A 16704-nucleotide genomic window follows, 5' to 3' on the forward strand; every position below is an offset into this window, starting at 1 on the left:
CCTTTTTTTCTATTTGTGCTTGCAATTTAACTCAGGTAAAAAACAATGGTATCAAATCCTGGTGACGATAGAGAGGGGGAAATACCCGTTCCCATCCCGAACACGGAAGTCAAGCTCCTCATCGCCAATGGTACTGTATGGTTCGCTGTATGGGAGAGTAGGACGTTGCCAGGTTTTTTATTTTTCATTTCTATTATTCTTTCAATCCGATCAGCTTTTAATATTTTTCTTTTCGACTTCCTATATAAATTTTGTAAATTTTTAATTGACTAAATTAAATTCAAAAATTATTTTCCAAATGGATACATACTATCCAAAATTAGGAGATAAAAATGAAAAAACTTGTACTAAGCATGATTGCAGTGCTTTCTATCGTAAGTGTTAGCTTAATCGCTGGCGACAAAAAGAAAAACGATAAAAAAGCTGCTCCTGCAGCACCTGCAACAAAAGACGCAAAGAAATAAAATTCTTCTGCATTGTTTTTTAAAAATCCACTGTTTTATAACAGTGGATTTTTTTTGGCTCGTTCTTGGAGCTTTTTTTCATCCGATATGATTTTTTTCACTTCTTGTAACTCTATCTTAATTTTTCTTCCGTGACAACAAACTCGATTGTATTTCTGTGAAATTTTTTAAATTCAATAATACTATTTTTTATATTTTCATATTTCATCTAAGGGAAGAATATTTTTTTCTGAAACATCCACCCAAAGAAAATATAAGGCTACTAGTATCGTTACCACTGCTGTTGATATAAACGCAAAATTAGCACCGAATTGAAACCAAATAAAACCTGTAATAGTGCTTGCAAGCATTGTGCAAATACTTTGAAACCCAGCAAACACTCCAATTGCTGTAGCTGTGTCTTTTTTGTCTGTTATATTTGTTATCCATGCTTTTGAAACACCTTCAGTTGCGGCAGAATAGACCCCATACAGTAAAAAAAGAAAAATATAAAGTATAAGATTTTTATTGGAAGCCATGCCAAAGTACACAATTGCGAATAAAAAAAGCCCTGATATGAAAATAGTTTTTAAGCCGATTTTATCCGCCAGTATTCCAATCGGAAAAGCAAATAACGCATAAATAAAATTATAAAAAACATAAACTCCAATTACTTCCGAATCACTAAACCCAGCCTCTTTTACTTTCAGCAATAAAAATAGATCGGAGCTATTAAATAAAGTAAATATCAATAATCCAAAGATGAGCTTTTTATATTCTTTAGGGCTTTCTTTTAAATATTGTAAAAAAGAGAAGATGGATGTTTTTGAGTTTGAGTTAGAAGCTGTGAAAGGCTGTTTTTTTTCTTTTAAAAGAAACGAAGCAAGTATCGAAAAAACTCCCGGCACAAACGCTATGTAAAAAAGATATTTATATTCTTCCGGATAAAAGTAGAGATAAGCCAGAGCAAAAAGTGGTCCAATTACTGCCCCAAGTGTATCCATAGACCGATGAAACCCAAAAATTTTTCCTTTGGTTTCAACCCTTCCTTCATCGGATAGAATTGCGTCTCTTGCTCCTGTTCGGATTCCTTTTCCAAAGCGATCTAATGTTCTTGCAAAAAATATCCAAAGCGGATAAGAAAAAATCGCCATCATTGGTTTTGAAATAGTACTTAGGGCATATCCAATTTGTACAAATGGAAGTCTTTTTCTTGAATTATCTGAAAATTTACCAAAATACCCCTTGCTTAGCCCAGCCGTAGCCTCTGCAATTCCTTCCAATACTCCGATTGATATTACTGAAAACCCGATTGTTTTTAAATATAGAGGCATTATAGGATAGAGCATTTCGCTAGCCATATCCGTAAATAGACTCACAAGAGATAATATCCAAACTGTTTTAGTTATGTATTTCAAATTATGTGCTTAATGAATCTTGATATTCTTTCCATGCTGTTTGAATTCCTGTAATAATTTCACTCATATCGAGTAGTAAAGCCGTGTTTCCTTTCCCGAGAAACAATTTATTTCTCCCGAATTTTTTTGTTTCAGCCCACTCTACCGTAAAATCTGACATCCTTTGAAGTGATTGAAATATCATTTCTTTCACTTCCAAAATAGAAAGCTCCCCTGCAGTATGAGAAAGCTCCTGCATTATGGAATGAAAAATAATTTTTTCTATTTCAAGTTTTTCCATCAATATCTAAAATCGGTCAAAATTAAGAAAAGCCCAACACAAATTAGAATTCTTTGGATTGAAAAAAATCGACTCCTAATTAATGTAGGGCTATGAGTAAAAAGATAATCATAGTTGGAGCCTCCAGTGGAATCGGCTCTGAAATAGCAAGAGAGTTATTGCAATCGGGAAACATAGTGTCCCTTGTAGCAAGAAGGGACAAAGAGTGCAAAAAAATTATAGACGAGTCCTCTACAGATAAAAACTCAGGGTATGCAATAAAGCACGATGTCACTGATATTGAAAAAGCAAGGAGTGCATTTGAGAAAGCTGTGAAAAATATGGGAGGGCTTGACGAAATCTATTATGCTTCCGGGATTATGGAAAAAGTAGAAATAGACGAATTCAATACCGAAAAAGACATACGCACTCTTAACGTAAATTTACTTGGTGCAATTTCTTGGCTAAACTTGGCAGCAGAATATTTTCAAAAACAGGGAAAAGGAAAAATCATTGGAATCTCTTCTATTGCCGGGGACAGAGGTCGAGTAGGAAACCCTGCCTACAATACTTCCAAGGCTGCGATCAACACCTATCTTGAGTCTCTTAGAAATAGGCTTTCTAAAAAAGGAATCCAAGTCCTTACAGTCAAACCGGGGTTTATTGACACGGAAATGACAAAAGGAATGCAAAATCTATTTTGGGTTATTTCTGCAAACCTTGCAGCCAAGATTATTATAGATGCAGTCAATAAAGGAAAAGAAAAAATTTATGTTCCTGTAAGGTGGGCACTTGTAGGTCTTGTGATTAGAAATATTCCTTCATTTATTTTTAAAAAGCTGTCGGTATAAATAGAATGAAAAAAAAACTTAAAGAAATCAAAATTCCTTCACCAGAAAAAGTCAGTGGATGGGGCATGACACACTTTTCGATGAGTCCTGTTTTAAAACCGGAAACAGAAGAAGAGATAAGAGAAATCTTCGAATTCGCAAATAAGAACAAAACCAAACTCACTTTTAGAGGTGGAGGTTGCAGCTATGGCGATGCCTCCACAAATGAAAAAGGTCTCATCATAGACATGTCCAATTTTAACCAGATACTAAACTGGGATAAAACAAAAGGGGTTATCAAAATTCAGTCAGGAGCCAGCCTAAAGCATCTATGGGAATTTTCCATTGAAGAAGGTTTTTGGCCACCAGTAGTGAGCGGCACAATGCACCCTTCTCTTGGTGGTTTACTCTCCATGAATGTACACGGTAAAAATAATTTCAAGGTAGGCACAATTGGAGAGCATGTTTTAGAATTTACATTTATGACTCCAAACGGTAAAATTCTTACTGCAAACAGAAACAAAAATAAAGAAATTTTCTTTTCTGCAATCAGTGGGTTTGGGATGCTTGGTGCATTTCTCACAGTCACACTAAAACTAAAAAAATTAAACTCCGGTAAATTAAAAGTCTTCCCTAAAAGAGTAGAAAACCTAAAAGAAATGATAGACTACTTTGAAAAAGAGGAAAAATCTTCAGACTATTTAGTAGGCTGGGTGGACTCGTATTCAAAAGGAAAGTCTTTAGGTAGAGGGGTGATCCACAAAGCGATAAATTTATCTGAAGGAGAAGACCCTGATTTTCCAGAAAACTTATCTTTAGAAAAACAAAACTTGCCTTTAAAGTTTTTTGGAATCATCCCCAAGTCCATCATGTGGCTATTTTTTCTACCCTTTGCCAATTACTATGGCTTAAAAATATTAAATTTAGTAAAATTTATCAGCTCTAAGTTTGAGCCTAAGGAATACTTACAAGGTCACGCAGAGTACGCATTTTTATTAGACTATGTACCAAATTGGAAATTTATTTATAAACCCGGAAGCATGATTCAATACCAATGTTTTTTACCGAAGGAAAATGCATTAGAAGGGTTTACAGAAATTTTCACGACTTGTCAAAAAAGAAAGATCGTCTCATTTCTTTCAGTATTCAAAAAACATAGGCCCGATCCTTTTCTACTCACCCACTCTGTTGACGGATATTCTATGGCAATGGATTTTCCTGTAACTAAAAAGAACAAAGAAAATCTCTGGAGCATGATTTATGAGTTAGACGAAATCGTGCTAACATCGAAAGGGAAATTTTACCTTGCAAAAGACTTAACTCTTCGTCCGGAAATTGTACAAAGAGCTTTCCCGAAAACAAATTTAGAGAAATTTAAAAACCTAAAAAAGAAGTTAGACCCTAAGTCTATCTTAGAATCTGATTTGTATAGACGTATATTCACACAACCTAAAAAATAAATTGGAATTCAAAAGAACTCTATCTCTGTTTGATTCTGTTTCTTTAATATTCGGAACAGTGATTGGATCCGGAATTTTTTTTACATCAGGGTTTATACTTTCTAAGGTGGAAAACCCATATTTAGTATTATTTCTTTGGATTCTGGGAGGCTTAGTTGCGATAGCCGGTGCACTCACCTATTCCTATCCTGCAATTTTGTTCCCAAAAGCAGGTGGAGACTATATATATTTAAAAGAAGCCTATAACCCTTTTGTTGGTTTTCTTAGCGGATGGATTTCTTTACTAATTACTTTTTCTGCTACAATTTCTGCCTTATCACTTGCTTTTTCAAAATATTTAATGTATTTTTTTCCTGAAAATTTTTTAGAGTCTATTTCTTTTCAACTAAATTTTATAGGCTTGAATATTCAATTTGGGTCAACCCAAGTATTTGCTTTACTATCTGTTTACACTCTAAGTGCTATTGGTTATTTCGGAATCCAAGCATCCTTTAGAATACAAAACCTTCTAACCGTTGTGAAATTTGGAGGACTTATACTTTTTATTTTTTTTGGATTTATTATAGGAAATAAAAATTATTCTTTTTTTTCTGATCCTTTTTTAAATACAGAAAAAATCTCTTTTGGAAATTTACTATTCGGACTCATCCCTATAACTTTTTCGTATTTTGGATGGAATATGGTAACCTATATTGCGGGTGAGATCAAAGACCCAAAGAAAAACATTCCTAGAGCAATCGTAATCGCATGCAGCTTAATTAGTCTATTTTATATTTTGATAAACTTTTTATTTTTAGTTTCTCTTCCTGTCCATGAAATGAAATCAAATGAAGGGATAGGGATTGTCTCTTCAAAATATTTATTCGGTGATAAAATTCTGCCCCTTCTATCATTTTTGTTTCTCTGGATTATACTCAGCTCTCTATCTGGAATTATCATTGGTGGTTCCAGAATCTATTTTGCACTTGCAAATGACGGGTTATTTTTCCAAAGCCTTGCCAAGCTCCACCCAAAATACAATTCACCCTATATCGCAATTTTTTTTCAGGCGCTTTATGCGAGTATTTTTATTATCATCAAAGACTTAGAAAGTCTTGTTTACTTTGTCACGGCAGGGATTTTATTTTTATCTATTCTAACCGCAGCCTCAACCTTCCTGTTTATAAAAAGAAAATTGTATTCTGAATACAAAATCCCTTTCTATCCTTTTACTCCCTTATTTTTTATTGCAATAAACTCTGCAATCCTTGGAGCTATTGTCTATGAAAAACCTGTAGAAGCACTGTGGGGACTTGGAGTATTTTTACTTTCCATACCGGTTTACTTTTTATATACAAACTCTTTTATCAAAACCTTAAAACGGTTTTTGCATCATTAGGAAATAGCAATTTCCGTGAGTTTTTTTTTCGTATATATTTCCAAGAAAGACTTTTTTAAAGGTACACGCTACCTATAAAAAAGCAATCCAACAAGAAAATTTAACTTCTTGGTTTTAAAAGTTCTCCCTGCATATTCGTGATTATTTCGTCCAAATTCTTTTTCTGGATTACAACTGAATATGCACTTGCAACTACAGGGTATTCTTCTTTCGTAATTTTTATCAAATTCGGAAGGACTCTTAATCCATAAAATCCATTGGACATTTTATCTAATTGGTTTCCCATTGCCAAATCAAATCCATGTTTTCTGTCTCTTGTATCAGATCCAAAACAAGCCAACATAAAATCAGTCAACCCGGATAACCCTTGAAATGTTTCCTTGTGTCCTCCAAGGTGTATTCCAATTTCAGTCATTTCTTTAAAAAATCGGTTGGATAGATGAAACAAGGTATTGTCAACATTGCCACCTAAGTTTTGTTTAAAATACCCCTCCACAATTCCCATAGAAAGAGCATAGATTGTTTTTAAAGCACCACCGAGTTGAACACCTTTCACGTCTGTCTCGTTTATCGCTCTTCTCGAAAAAATATATCCGGTTGAGAATAGCTTTTTTATTTTGGGGAGTAAGTCCTTATTTGTAGCTGCGACTTCAAATCCTGAAATTTTTCTTTCCATGATTTGATCCGGGTAGCAGGCTCCGGCTACAACGGACAATCTTTCTTCTTCAATTCCGAATATATTCACTAAGTCGTCTAAAATAAGACCCTTAGGGGATCCAGTAAATCCCTTAATCACGTTTACAATGGGAGCCTTATTTTTTTGAATATAATTTTTAATTGTAGGGTAAATCGTATCAAGCTCCCAAGGATTTGCTCCTTGCACAAATAAAGTAGCATTGGATAGAATTTCTGGATCGCTTGTAAATCGGATATTCGGTGGAAGTTTGTACAGAGGGTAGTGTTCAATGTCTCTTCTTTCTAATTCACACTGCTCACTCAACTCTTTATTAGGCTGGTATATCGTAACAGTCACATTTTTATTTGCAAGTAAAGTCCCAACAGCGACCGACATATTGCTCGATCCGATCACTACAATATTTTCCTCGGGAGACTTAGGCTTTTGAATCAGTACATTATGCTTAGGATCGTAAGCGTCTCCATTATACAAGTTTCTGTATGTCCCGTGGTGGTGCTTGTGTAAATTAGAGCCTACAAGAAGTGCAAGGTTATCAATCAAAAACTGCTTCTTGTCTCCAATCTCAGGAAATTTAATCTGCTCTATATGGGCAGGAAAACTTTCCATCAACTTTTTGGATAGCTCTCCTACAAGCACAGGTTTACCTATCACAATTCTACCTTGAGCTGCGTTAAATAAAAATCCGGTTGTAGGTAGAATTTTTTCTGTTCCTTCGAGAGAAATCGGAATAACTACTTTATTGGCTACATAGTGGTACACAGTATCCACGAAAGCCATAAGTCTTCCGTCTCTGGATCTTGTCCCTTCCGGAAAAATACAAAGAACTTTACCCTCACCCTGTAATTTTTGAGATAGTCTAAAAGACCTCATATTGATTTTAGTCATAAGATCGGATAAACTCGGATTGTCTGACATGTCTCTTTTAGAGCAAACCAAAAGTGTACCAAACATATAAAGTCCAAGACGAGTAAAATCGGGCTCAAAAGCAAGCCTCCCCGCAATAAATACCATATTCTCTGCAAATTTTTTACCGTATTCACTCGAATTATATATCAATTGAAAAATAGCGGGCGCGTCCAAGTGACTCAAATGGTTAGAAATTAGAGTAATCGGGTATTTTCCTATTAATTTGGAGACCTCTTCAAGATTTTCCAATCCTTCTACCTTAAAATTTTTCATAATCGGTGCAAGAAACTGATTCATAAAATCTCGTGCTTTTTCTTGCCTTTCCGTGTAAACCGATATAGTCTCGATAGATTCCGGCTCTTTGAATATATTCATAACCGGAGGCATTGGAGTCGAGCCCGAAAGCATTAAAAACTTTTCCAAAAGAGCCTTCGCATCAGGCTCACTCATCCCAGATTTCAAAAAGATATGAATATTTTCAAAAAATTCTTTGTGCCATCTGCCTACGGTTGCTTCTTTTTCTGCCATCTTGCCCTCTCTGTGTCTATGTAAGTATTCAATCTTTCTATTTGGATTTGAACTTGTCCAACAAAATTTTCTCTTTTGATTGTGTTATTTTTAGTGAAAATTATTCTTGTGAAGGCTAAAAGAAATTCATGGATAAATTACAAAAAACAATAGGGAAATCAGGTGAGTTAAAATGGATCCCTGACGGGTTTCATTTCCTAAGCCCGGAAAAAAGCACGTATAGAAGAAAACTTTTAGATAAAATTCATAAATTTTTTATGAAAAATGGATATTTAGAGGTAATTCCACCCTCCTTTGACTTCAGCTCTTCTTTTTCAGGTCACTTGAGCGAAATGGAAAAAACCCACCTCTTAAAATATAAAGACCTATCGGGGAGCGAAATTTCCCCCAGTTTTGATTTGACGATTCAAGTAGTAAAAGGTATGGCGAGTTTTTCTTATCCGACTGAAACTCAAAAGGTTTTTTACTCCAGTAGGGTAATCAAAGACAGCCAAAGAAAAAACGGATCCAAAAGAGAGACTTTTCAGTTAGGAGCAGAAATCATAGGTAGATCCGATTACCATACTTTTATAGGTTTATTGGAAGAATTGGAAAATTTATTTTTGAATATAAATTTCCCTTATCCTATCACCTTGGTCTTGGGAAATACTTTGGTATTTGAAAAAATCAGCACTTTCCTAAATTTAAATTCTACAGAAAAAGAATTGTTTTCCGATATAGTCTATTCTAAAAATACCCCTAGTTTGAACGGTTTTTTTCAAGATAAAGAAGTTCCAGTTGATTTCCAAAATCTAATACGATCTATTCTATTCAATTTTGATTTCCATAATCTAAAGACAGATATTCTTCATATTTCAAAAAAGTACGATTTAAAACTTGAAAATCTAATTTCCGAAACAGAAAATATACTCTCTGTTTGGAATGAGAAAAAAAGAGCCTTCGATTTTTGTTTAGATTTTTCCCTGATTCGAGATTTGAATTACTATACCGGCTTTGTTTTTCACGCATACTCAGGAAATATTTCTGACCCTGTATTTATGGGAGGAGCTTATGACCACTTATACGAGAGGTATTCCGGTGTTCAAAAAAATGCATGTGGTTTTGCCATGAGCATGGATATTGTAGAAGAGTTATTAAAAAACGAAAGAATAGGAGTTTGATATGCCTGCAAGTTTAGTAGTTGGTGCACAATGGGGTGATGAAGGGAAGGCAAAAGTTATTGATTACCTTAGTAAAGATACTGATATTATTGTAAGATACCAAGGTGGAGCTAATGCAGGTCATACAGTTGTTGTAGATGGGAAAAAATATATTTTTCACTTAGTTCCTTCCGGTGTGATTTATGACAATACGTTATGCGTAATCGGTAATGGTGTTGTACTCGATCCGGAATCATTTTTGCAAGAATGTGAAAAATTAGTTTCAGACGGATTTAGAGTTTTTGAAAAGTTACTGATTAGTGACTCCTGCCACATAATTCTCCCCTACCATAAATCCATTGATGCATTCAAAGAGTCCTCTTCTTCCACTGACAGAAAAATCGGAACTACAAAAAGAGGAATCGGAATTTGCTATGCAGACAAAATGATGCGAGTAGGACTCCGGGCAGGAGATATATTGGATCTCGACATTTTAAAAGAAAAAGTTCGTACTATCGTAAAACAAAAAAATGCTGAATTAACAAAATTCTATGGACTTCCAGAAGTTAGTTTTGAAGAAATTATGGAAAAAATTAACCCTTTCCGAGAAAAAGTTGCCCACATTATTACAAATACTTCCTATTTTTTAAATACCGAGCTAAGCAAAGGGAAAAAAGTTTTATTGGAAGGAGCACAAGGCACAGGACTCGATGTGGATTTTGGGACATACCCTTATGTTACAAGCTCTAACCCTACAACCGGTGGTGCGTTATGCGGAACAGGAATATCGTATCAATATTTAAAAAAAGTTTACGGAATCACTAAGGCTTATACTACCAGAGTCGGTGAAGGGCCCTTCCCTACAGAAATATTTGGAGAAGAAGGACAAAAACTTCGCGACCTGGGTGGAGAATATGGAGCCACTACAGGCAGACCGAGAAGGTGTGGATGGTTTGACGTAGAAGTGATGAAACATTCTGCAAGAGTAAACGGACTCGATTCTTTATGTATGACAAAAATTGATATTTTAAGCCAGTACGATAAAATACCAGTCGGTGTAGGATATGAGTACAAAGGAAAAAAAATCGATTACTTTCCTTCTCATGGTTTAGAAAATATAAAAGTATTGTACGAAGAATTTCCGGGCTGGAAAGAAAATATCATGGGAGTCAAAAATTTTAACAATCTACCGGATAATTGTAAAAATTTTCTTAAAAAAATTCAAGAATTAGTCGGAGTTCCAATTTCTATTCTATCTACAGGTCCAGACAGAGGAGATACTCTAATTCTATGAAAATTTGCAACTTTTCTTTCAAACATTGTTGACGGCAGAGCCTTTTTAAATATTTTAGTAAAAACATAGGAGTCGTTAGCTCAGTCGGTAGAGCATCTCCCTTTTAAGGAGAGGGTCTCGGGTTCGAATCCCGAACGACTCATAATTACTAATTTTGGTGCCATCGTCTAATGGTTAGGACACCAGGTTTTCATCCTGGTAATCGGGGTTCAATTCCCCGTGGCACTACTGTTTTTCTTTTCAAAATGATTAGGACAACAGGTTTTTATCCTGTGAAATCAGGAGTTCTAATTCCCCGTGGCACTACTGTTTTTCTTTTCTTTTTTTAAAAAGATATCGCATTACTTTCCGAATTTGCATTCTATGAGCTACGGGTAGAAAACAAGGAGTTTCTGATGAAAAAGCAAGATAAAGATATCAGATATTTTATTGAGTTAGATATAAAATCAAAAAAAATTCTAAAGTGGGGCTTTGGAAATAGGTTTCAGTTAAAATCCAATGAAATAAAGACTCCTTTTTTCGTAAGGTTATATATTACAAAAGGACAATTCAATAAATTAGAATTAAAAGATCAAGAGGCTTTGAAAATAAAAGGTCGATCCTCAGACCTCTTGTAATATATTGTTGTCAAAGGATCTAATTATAAAGAAACATTAATTTTAAAGCAATTTTTTTTGATTAAGGAAACCGTGCGGATGAGAAAAGAGAAGAAAAAAGTAGTAACCTTCGCTGAGCTAAATATTCTTACAATAAATATTAAAAAAGATCGCTTGTCATTACATCTTGATGATGGTCGAATTATTTCTTTTCCAATAAATGCCTTTCCTGAAATACAGAAAATGTTATCCGCTAAAAGAAAAGAAATAAGCATTACCGGAGAAAAATATTTTAATATTTTTCTAATTGGGAATTCTAATCATGTTTATGTTTTGTCAAAAGATTTAATGATAATTAGAGAGTAACCCCTATCCTATTTTTTTGTCTTTTTCTTCTTATTCGTCGGGTTTGTGTCGTATCAGTCTGTCGTAACGGGTCGTTTTTCTCTTGGAGAGGTAAGATCCCCCCGCAATCGTGGTTACCGGGGTGGGAACTCCACTCTCGAAGAACCGGCTTGGAAGAATTATGTCCCATTCGGCAAGATCAAGCACTAACAAAAGAGTAAAAAGTGCGGTCTTCGTGGTGCCGAGCCAATCTGCAAGAATCCCAAGCTCAAATCAGTCCTCATATTTGAACACGAAAAATTGTTTTCTAACAATGGCGAAAAATGGAAACTTCTTGATACTGCTTATATAACTCTACATTTCTCAAAAGTCCCCCAATTTAATCACATTTCTGTATCTGTTCAACAATTGCGTAGCAGGTATTTCCTGCAAAACAATAAACCTCGTTAACTATTGAACTCGTCCATATATTTTGCTGAACAAGCAAGCTCTGATGAGTTTCTAAATTAAATGGGTCTCATAAATTTCTTCTTAAAGTAAATTTTTCTGCTCTTCTTTATAAGGTAAAAAAGAACAAACAGAACAATTTTGCAATTTTCAAAAATTAAAAAATCAGGAAGTTTCTACGAGGTTTAGGGGATTTTTGAAAGTAGAGCTTTTGGAAACCTATGGAGAAAAATATTCTCACGAAAAACTTTTGAAAGGTCGTGAGAAGTTCGAGAAAAATAAAAAATATCAAATTCTTTTGAAAGAATTTCAGGAAAAAAATCAATTTATTCACGAAGAAAATATTTCTGACGTGGAGTAAGTGTCCAAAAAGCGTTACTTATGTGGGTAAAAAGATTTTTTAGGACTTTTGAAAAATAAGTTTTGCAATATTTTTTAGGCATGTTTAAAAAAATAATGATTCTGAAACCAAAGTATTAAAAACACGATTTGACGATTTGTTAAAAAAAATGAAATTGGTAACTCATAGATTAACTGAGATTGAAAAAAATGGTTGTTTGGTGAAAAACAGTGAAACACAGAAAACTAAATGATTTTATTCGTGAAAGTGGTATGCAGGTTGGGAAAAAGAGAAACGAAAAGACGGAAAACGTGGCGGTAAATTCTTATATTACAAAGACACAGTGAAAGAGTGGGCGGATAGTGTAAAGACTGAATGCAAAAAAGAACCTGACGAAGAAAAATGTGAACGTGATTTACTTATAGAAGATTTGCCGGAATATTGTATGTTCGGAAAAACATGCGTTAGGCGTGGAACACAAAAAAGTTGAGTTTCCGACAAAAAGAAATCATTGTAGATGAAATTCCAGATGATTCTTATTATCTAACTACATTACAAGAAATTACAGATGACGAGCTTGAATACATTTTTCAGGAGAAAACAAAATGACCGAAACACAAATCAAAGGATTCTACTTTGAAAATTGCATTTTCGGACGGGCTGGACATTCACGAGGTTTCAGATGTTCGACAAATTCCAGATTATTCTATTTTGGAATCAGAAATATTTTTTGACTCTCCATTTATTCAATATGAAATTTTCATAGATGGAAAAAAATCAAAAATGGATTTATCAAAGAAAAAGAAAATCTTGCCCCGATAGTTCAACGTCAACAACAAACACAAATTTCTAACTTTGATCAACTTACAGAAGTTTTAAACATAAAAAAAATCATGGACAGAGAAGTCTTGGACGCTCAAAATAAAATCACAGAGGCAAGACTTGAAGCGATAAAAAACGCATTTGAGGCAAAAGTTGAAAATGTTCAGAATAGCTTTTTAGAAAGAATGTCATTTAAAGATGAAATGTATCAAGAACGATTAACACTTAATGAAGAAAAACTTCGCCTGGAATACAAAAACCCAAGAAAAGAAAAATCTTCGATGTTGGGTGAAATAGCAATGGAAGCAATCAAAAATATTTCACCGGAAACAATAGATAATTTTGTAAATTTGCTTGTCGGTATCGGACAAGGAATTGCAAAAAAATATATTCCTGAAATGGGGATGGAAGGTTTAACGGTAGTTGATAATGTCTAATGGAGGAAAAACATGATACAGGCTCAGGAACTAACGCACGTAAAAACAGTTTTAAAGAATCTGAAAAAAATTTTTGATTCCATGATAGGAACTTTCGGAGTAAGTCCGAAAATCAAGGATACTTTAGAGTATCAAGAAATTGAAAAAAGCCTAAAGGAGTTAGAATAATGGACTCAGAGATTACATAAAAACCAACTTGACAAAATGAAATAAAGGGCGATAATATGGGTATGAGAACGAAAACCAAGAAAAAACCAAAAGTTTTACAAATCCCCGAATATAAGAAAAAGAAGTCTGCAAAAGGTGGAATTAGTGCTTCTGAATTTAAAAAAGAAATTCCTTTATCAGGAAAGGAGATAAATAAATTACTTGGAAGCAAATGAGATCATTCTTGATAAAGATTCTTTTTTATTGTTAAAAAGCGGAAAACTGGATATATCAGAAGAAACAATTTCTTATTTGCCGATTGTTGAAGTTGCAGAGCTTTATTATAAAGCGGAAAAAAAAGACATTTCCGTTTTTAAAATAAAGGATTTTCTTAGTGGTATTGAGCCAATGCAAATTGGAGAAAAAACAGTAGTTATTTATTCAGGGATTCGTAATTTTTTTTCAAGGAAAGAAAAATCCGGAAATCCTCTATTGAGAGACAATCTTTATTATTTGTTATCCCTTGCCATCGAATATGGTTTTCCGTTATACGTTTCTAAGGAGAATTACAGCATTTTAAAACATTATTACCATGATGATTTAATCCTTTTAAAAGCAGACTAACCCACTAAACACCCACTCCCCTAATTTTTTTTTCGTCCTCTATAAAAAAAGTAGAATATTATTCTACTTTTCGCTTGACAGATTTTCCGCCATGGTCAAAATGATGTCCATGTCTCGGATTGGAACGATAAGCGTGGTTGACGATAGAACTACCCGAAATCTCTCACAAGGAGGTTTCGGAAACATGGCGATAACAAAAGTCAAAAGTTTACATGTTAAACTTGAAGATGATTTGTATAATGCAGTTCAAGAATACGCAAAGACAAACGAAATGGACGCTTCAAAAGTAAGTCGTTTAGCTTTAAAGAATTTTCTTGGACTTCAAAGATCGCCGGTGAATGTCAAAAAAGGCATAGTTAAAACGACATAATCGGCGGGTTTTATTGCCGAATAACGGGGGATATTTGTATAGTCTATCCAATCCTCGTTATTCGGGGTAAAATTCTTCTTCTGCAAATTTTGTCCGACTTCTTGATACGCTTTCTTTACTCTATCCATTTTCTCAAAAGTACCCCAAAGAATCACATTTCTGTATCTATTCAACAGTGCGTGCAAATATTTTTGTCTCGAAAAACCCGTCGTTCTTCTATTGAACTCGTCCATATATTTTGCCGGAACAAGCAAGCTCGGTTGTGTTTCTACATATTTTTGTGGGTTCATAAATTTCTCCTTAAAGTAAATTTTTCTGCTCTCATTTATAAGGTAAAAAAAGTTTGCTTTAGAAAAAAAATTTTATCGTTTTTTTAGAAATTTTTTTAACTTTTACAGAAAAAGTCCCAAATCTGCACTAAAAGCGTAATTTCTCGAAAACGATGGAGTTCCCACATTTTTGCACGAAAAGTGTAAAATCTGCACTAAAAGCGAAATTTCAAAAACTCTACTAAGGCTCAAAACCTCATCCTAAAAGATACACCTATTTGCAAAAATCCTACCTCATCTATTTCCGACCTCAGACTTCAAGCATCAGTCCTCCGAATTGGAGATCCCACATTTTTGCGTGAAAGGTGAACAATTGGTATAAAACATGCACTTTACTGAAAAGAGTGGAGATCCCACATTTTCACACGAAAAGTGCAAAAACTGCACTAAAAGCGAAATTTCAAAAACTCTACTAAAGCTCAAAACCTCATCCTAAAAAATAAAACCTATTTAGAAAAGATTCTACTTCCACTATTTCCAACCTCAGAATTCCGTTATCAGTCCTCTGAATTGAAGATCCCACATTTTTGCACGAAAAGTCCCAAATCTCAACAAAGAGTGTAACATTACAGACAATTCAACTAAAATATACTAGTTTTTTACTCGAAATTCTATTAGATAAATTTTTTCTGACCTTATGAAAGAATTAGATATTGTACCAATAGGTGAGCTACCGGATTCAGGAGTAGTTCCCAAAAAAATGCACGCTCAAGTGATTCGACCCGAAAGATTTGGAGAGCCTACAAAAGCATTTCAACACGAAGAAATTGAAGTCCCTGAAATAAAAGGTGACGAAGTATTGGTTGCGGTTATGGCTGCTGGAGTAAACTACAACAATGTATGGGCAGCTCTTGGATTTCCGGTGGATGTAATTGGTGCACGAAATAAAAAGGGAGAGTCCGAAAAGTTTCACATAGGCGGATCAGACGCTTCAGGAATCGTATGGAAAATAGGGAAAGACGTAAAAAACGTAAAAGTAGGAGATGAAGTTGTAATCCACTGTGGAGTTTGGGAAAAGGAAGACCCTTGGGTGAAGGCAGGAAACGACCCGATGTTTGCACCATCACAGTTAATCTGGGGTTATGAAACTAACTGGGGCTCATTTGCTCAATTTTGTAAAGTGCAAGACCACCAATGTCTCCCAAAACCAAAGCACCTTTCATGGGAGGAGTCTGCGGCTTATATGCTTGTGGCTGCAACTGCATACAGAATGCTCCACCACTGGAAACCAAATAATGTAAAGCCGGACGATGTAGTTTTAATCTGGGGAGGGGCTGGAGGGCTTGGAGCAATGGCGATTCAAATCGTAAAAGCTGCGGGTGGAGTTCCAATTGCAGTAGTAAGCTCTGACGATAAGATCGAATTTTGTAAGAAGTTAGGCGCAACCGGTGTGATAAACAGAAACAATTTCAAACACTGGGGAGCTTTAACTTCTGATATAAACAAGCCTGAGGCTTTTGCAGAGTGGACTAAAAAGGCGAGAGATTTCGGAAAAGCAATTTGGGATATTGCAGGAAAAGGAAAAAATCCAAGAATTGTATTTGAGCACCCGGGTGAGTCAACTCTTCCTACCTCTGTGTTTGTTTGTGAGACAGGTGGTATGGTTGTAATTTGTGCTGGAACAAGCGGGTTCAATGCTACTTGCGATTTAAGATATTTGTGGATGCGTCAAAAAAGACTACAAGGCTCTCATTTTGCAAACGACGATAACGCTCGCGAATTGAATGAGCTTGTAATTGCAAAAAAAGTAGATCCTGTACTTTCCAAGACTTATACATTTGAAGAAACAGCAACCGCACACCAATTGATGCGTGAAAATAAGCACCCTTCAGGAAATATGTCTATTTTAGTTGGCGCTAAAAATATAGGAATGGGAAAAAAGTAACTTTCAAAAA

19 protein-coding genes, 2 tRNA genes and 1 rRNA gene are annotated in these 16704 nt (G+C 34.8%); 17 read left to right on the top strand and 5 right to left on the bottom strand.

The genetic code is table 11. From position 1 onward, the window contains the following. Positions 1-57: 57 nt before the first annotated feature. Positions 58-174, top strand: a 5S ribosomal RNA gene (gene rrf / locus HS129_07370). A gap of 487 nt (positions 175-661) precedes the next feature. On the opposite strand, the gene HS129_07375 is transcribed toward rrf, so the two are convergent. Both HS129_07375 and HS129_07380 read right to left on the bottom strand, forming a co-directional pair. Then, entirely contained in the window at positions 662-1861 is a 1200-nt protein-coding gene (locus tag HS129_07375) for an MFS transporter (GenBank protein MBE7411870.1), read from the bottom strand. A gap of 1 nt (position 1862) precedes the next feature. Beyond that, a complete protein-coding gene (locus HS129_07380; GenBank protein MBE7411871.1) occupies positions 1863-2141 on the bottom strand; it encodes a hypothetical protein in 279 nt (92 codons plus the stop codon). 92 nt (positions 2142-2233) lie between these two features. On the opposite strand from HS129_07380, the gene HS129_07385 reads away from it, so the two are divergent. The 3 genes from HS129_07385 to HS129_07395 are packed head-to-tail and all read left to right on the top strand — an operon-like array spanning position 2234 to position 5788. Continuing rightward, entirely contained in the window at positions 2234-2971 is a 738-nt protein-coding gene (locus HS129_07385; protein ID MBE7411872.1) for an SDR family NAD(P)-dependent oxidoreductase, read from the top strand. Positions 2972-2976: 5 nt separating this feature from the next. Beyond that, complete coding sequence (locus HS129_07390; protein MBE7411873.1) at positions 2977-4410, top strand: FAD-binding oxidoreductase; 1434 nt, start codon at positions 2977-2979, stop codon at positions 4408-4410. Between the two features lies 1 nt (position 4411). After that, positions 4412-5788, top strand: coding sequence for an amino acid permease (locus HS129_07395; protein MBE7411874.1), 1377 nt, complete (start codon positions 4412-4414; stop codon positions 5786-5788). Positions 5789-5888: 100 nt separating this feature from the next. On the opposite strand, the gene HS129_07400 is transcribed toward HS129_07395, so the two are convergent. Further along, the gene (locus HS129_07400) at positions 5889-7919 is read right to left on the bottom strand and encodes a 1-acyl-sn-glycerol-3-phosphate acyltransferase (GenBank protein ID MBE7411875.1); all 2031 of its coding nucleotides are present in this window, start codon (positions 7917-7919) and stop codon (positions 5889-5891) included. Between the two features lie 128 nt (positions 7920-8047). Here HS129_07400 and HS129_07405 point away from each other — a divergent pair, with 128 nt between their 5' ends. From HS129_07405 to HS129_07430, 6 genes are all read left to right on the top strand, one after another. Further along, positions 8048-9079: an ATP phosphoribosyltransferase regulatory subunit gene (locus HS129_07405; GenBank protein MBE7411876.1), complete on the top strand. Its 1032-nt coding sequence runs from the start codon at positions 8048-8050 to the stop codon at positions 9077-9079. Position 9080: 1 nt separating this feature from the next. After that, on the top strand, positions 9081-10352 hold the full coding sequence (locus HS129_07410) for an adenylosuccinate synthase (protein MBE7411877.1): 1272 nt from the start codon (positions 9081-9083) through the stop codon (positions 10350-10352). A 69-nt stretch (positions 10353-10421) separates the two neighbouring features. Next, positions 10422-10494, top strand: a tRNA-Lys gene (locus HS129_07415). Positions 10495-10508: 14 nt separating this feature from the next. Continuing rightward, positions 10509-10580, top strand: a tRNA-Glu gene (locus HS129_07420). Between the two features lie 167 nt (positions 10581-10747). Continuing rightward, positions 10748-10969 (top strand): hypothetical protein, encoded by a 222-nt coding sequence (locus HS129_07425; protein MBE7411878.1) that lies wholly within the window; start codon positions 10748-10750, stop codon positions 10967-10969. A 78-nt stretch (positions 10970-11047) separates the two neighbouring features. After that, a complete protein-coding gene (locus HS129_07430) occupies positions 11048-11314 on the top strand; it encodes a hypothetical protein (GenBank protein ID MBE7411879.1) in 267 nt (88 codons plus the stop codon). Between the two features lie 30 nt (positions 11315-11344). Here HS129_07430 and HS129_07435 read toward each other — a convergent pair whose 3' ends face one another. Next, positions 11345-11506 (bottom strand): hypothetical protein, encoded by a 162-nt coding sequence (locus tag HS129_07435; protein ID MBE7411880.1) that lies wholly within the window; start codon positions 11504-11506, stop codon positions 11345-11347. A gap of 430 nt (positions 11507-11936) precedes the next feature. On the opposite strand from HS129_07435, the gene HS129_07440 reads away from it, so the two are divergent. The 6 genes from HS129_07440 (at position 11937) to HS129_07465 (ending at position 14110) form a co-directional block, all read left to right on the top strand. Then, positions 11937-12101: a hypothetical protein gene (locus tag HS129_07440; GenBank protein ID MBE7411881.1), complete on the top strand. Its 165-nt coding sequence runs from the start codon at positions 11937-11939 to the stop codon at positions 12099-12101. A 615-nt stretch (positions 12102-12716) separates the two neighbouring features. After that, complete coding sequence (locus HS129_07445; protein MBE7411882.1) at positions 12717-12902, top strand: hypothetical protein; 186 nt, start codon at positions 12717-12719, stop codon at positions 12900-12902. Between the two features lie 71 nt (positions 12903-12973). Next, positions 12974-13339 carry a hypothetical protein gene (locus HS129_07450; GenBank protein MBE7411883.1) on the top strand — a complete coding sequence of 122 codons (366 nt, stop codon included), beginning with the start codon at positions 12974-12976 and terminating at the stop codon, positions 13337-13339. A 12-nt stretch (positions 13340-13351) separates the two neighbouring features. Continuing rightward, positions 13352-13507, top strand: coding sequence for a hypothetical protein (locus HS129_07455; protein MBE7411884.1), 156 nt, complete (start codon positions 13352-13354; stop codon positions 13505-13507). Between the two features lie 62 nt (positions 13508-13569). Next, positions 13570-13722, top strand: a complete 153-nt coding sequence (locus HS129_07460; protein ID MBE7411885.1) for a hypothetical protein — start codon at positions 13570-13572, stop codon at positions 13720-13722. Next, positions 13709-14110: a hypothetical protein gene (locus HS129_07465; protein ID MBE7411886.1), complete on the top strand. Its 402-nt coding sequence runs from the start codon at positions 13709-13711 to the stop codon at positions 14108-14110. Before HS129_07460 ends, HS129_07465 begins: the two co-directional genes overlap by 14 nt. A 321-nt stretch (positions 14111-14431) precedes the next feature. On the opposite strand, the gene HS129_07470 is transcribed toward HS129_07465, so the two are convergent. Then, complete coding sequence (locus tag HS129_07470; protein ID MBE7411887.1) at positions 14432-14770, bottom strand: DUF1564 family protein; 339 nt, start codon at positions 14768-14770, stop codon at positions 14432-14434. Between the two features lie 676 nt (positions 14771-15446). On the opposite strand from HS129_07470, the gene ccrA reads away from it, so the two are divergent. Beyond that, positions 15447-16694: a crotonyl-CoA carboxylase/reductase gene (ccrA, locus tag HS129_07475; protein MBE7411888.1), complete on the top strand. Its 1248-nt coding sequence runs from the start codon at positions 15447-15449 to the stop codon at positions 16692-16694. The last annotated feature ends 10 nt before the right edge of the window (positions 16695-16704 follow it).

This window comes from Leptospiraceae bacterium (assembly GCA_015075105.1).
GTDB lineage: Bacteria > Spirochaetota > Leptospiria > Leptospirales > Leptospiraceae > JABWCC01.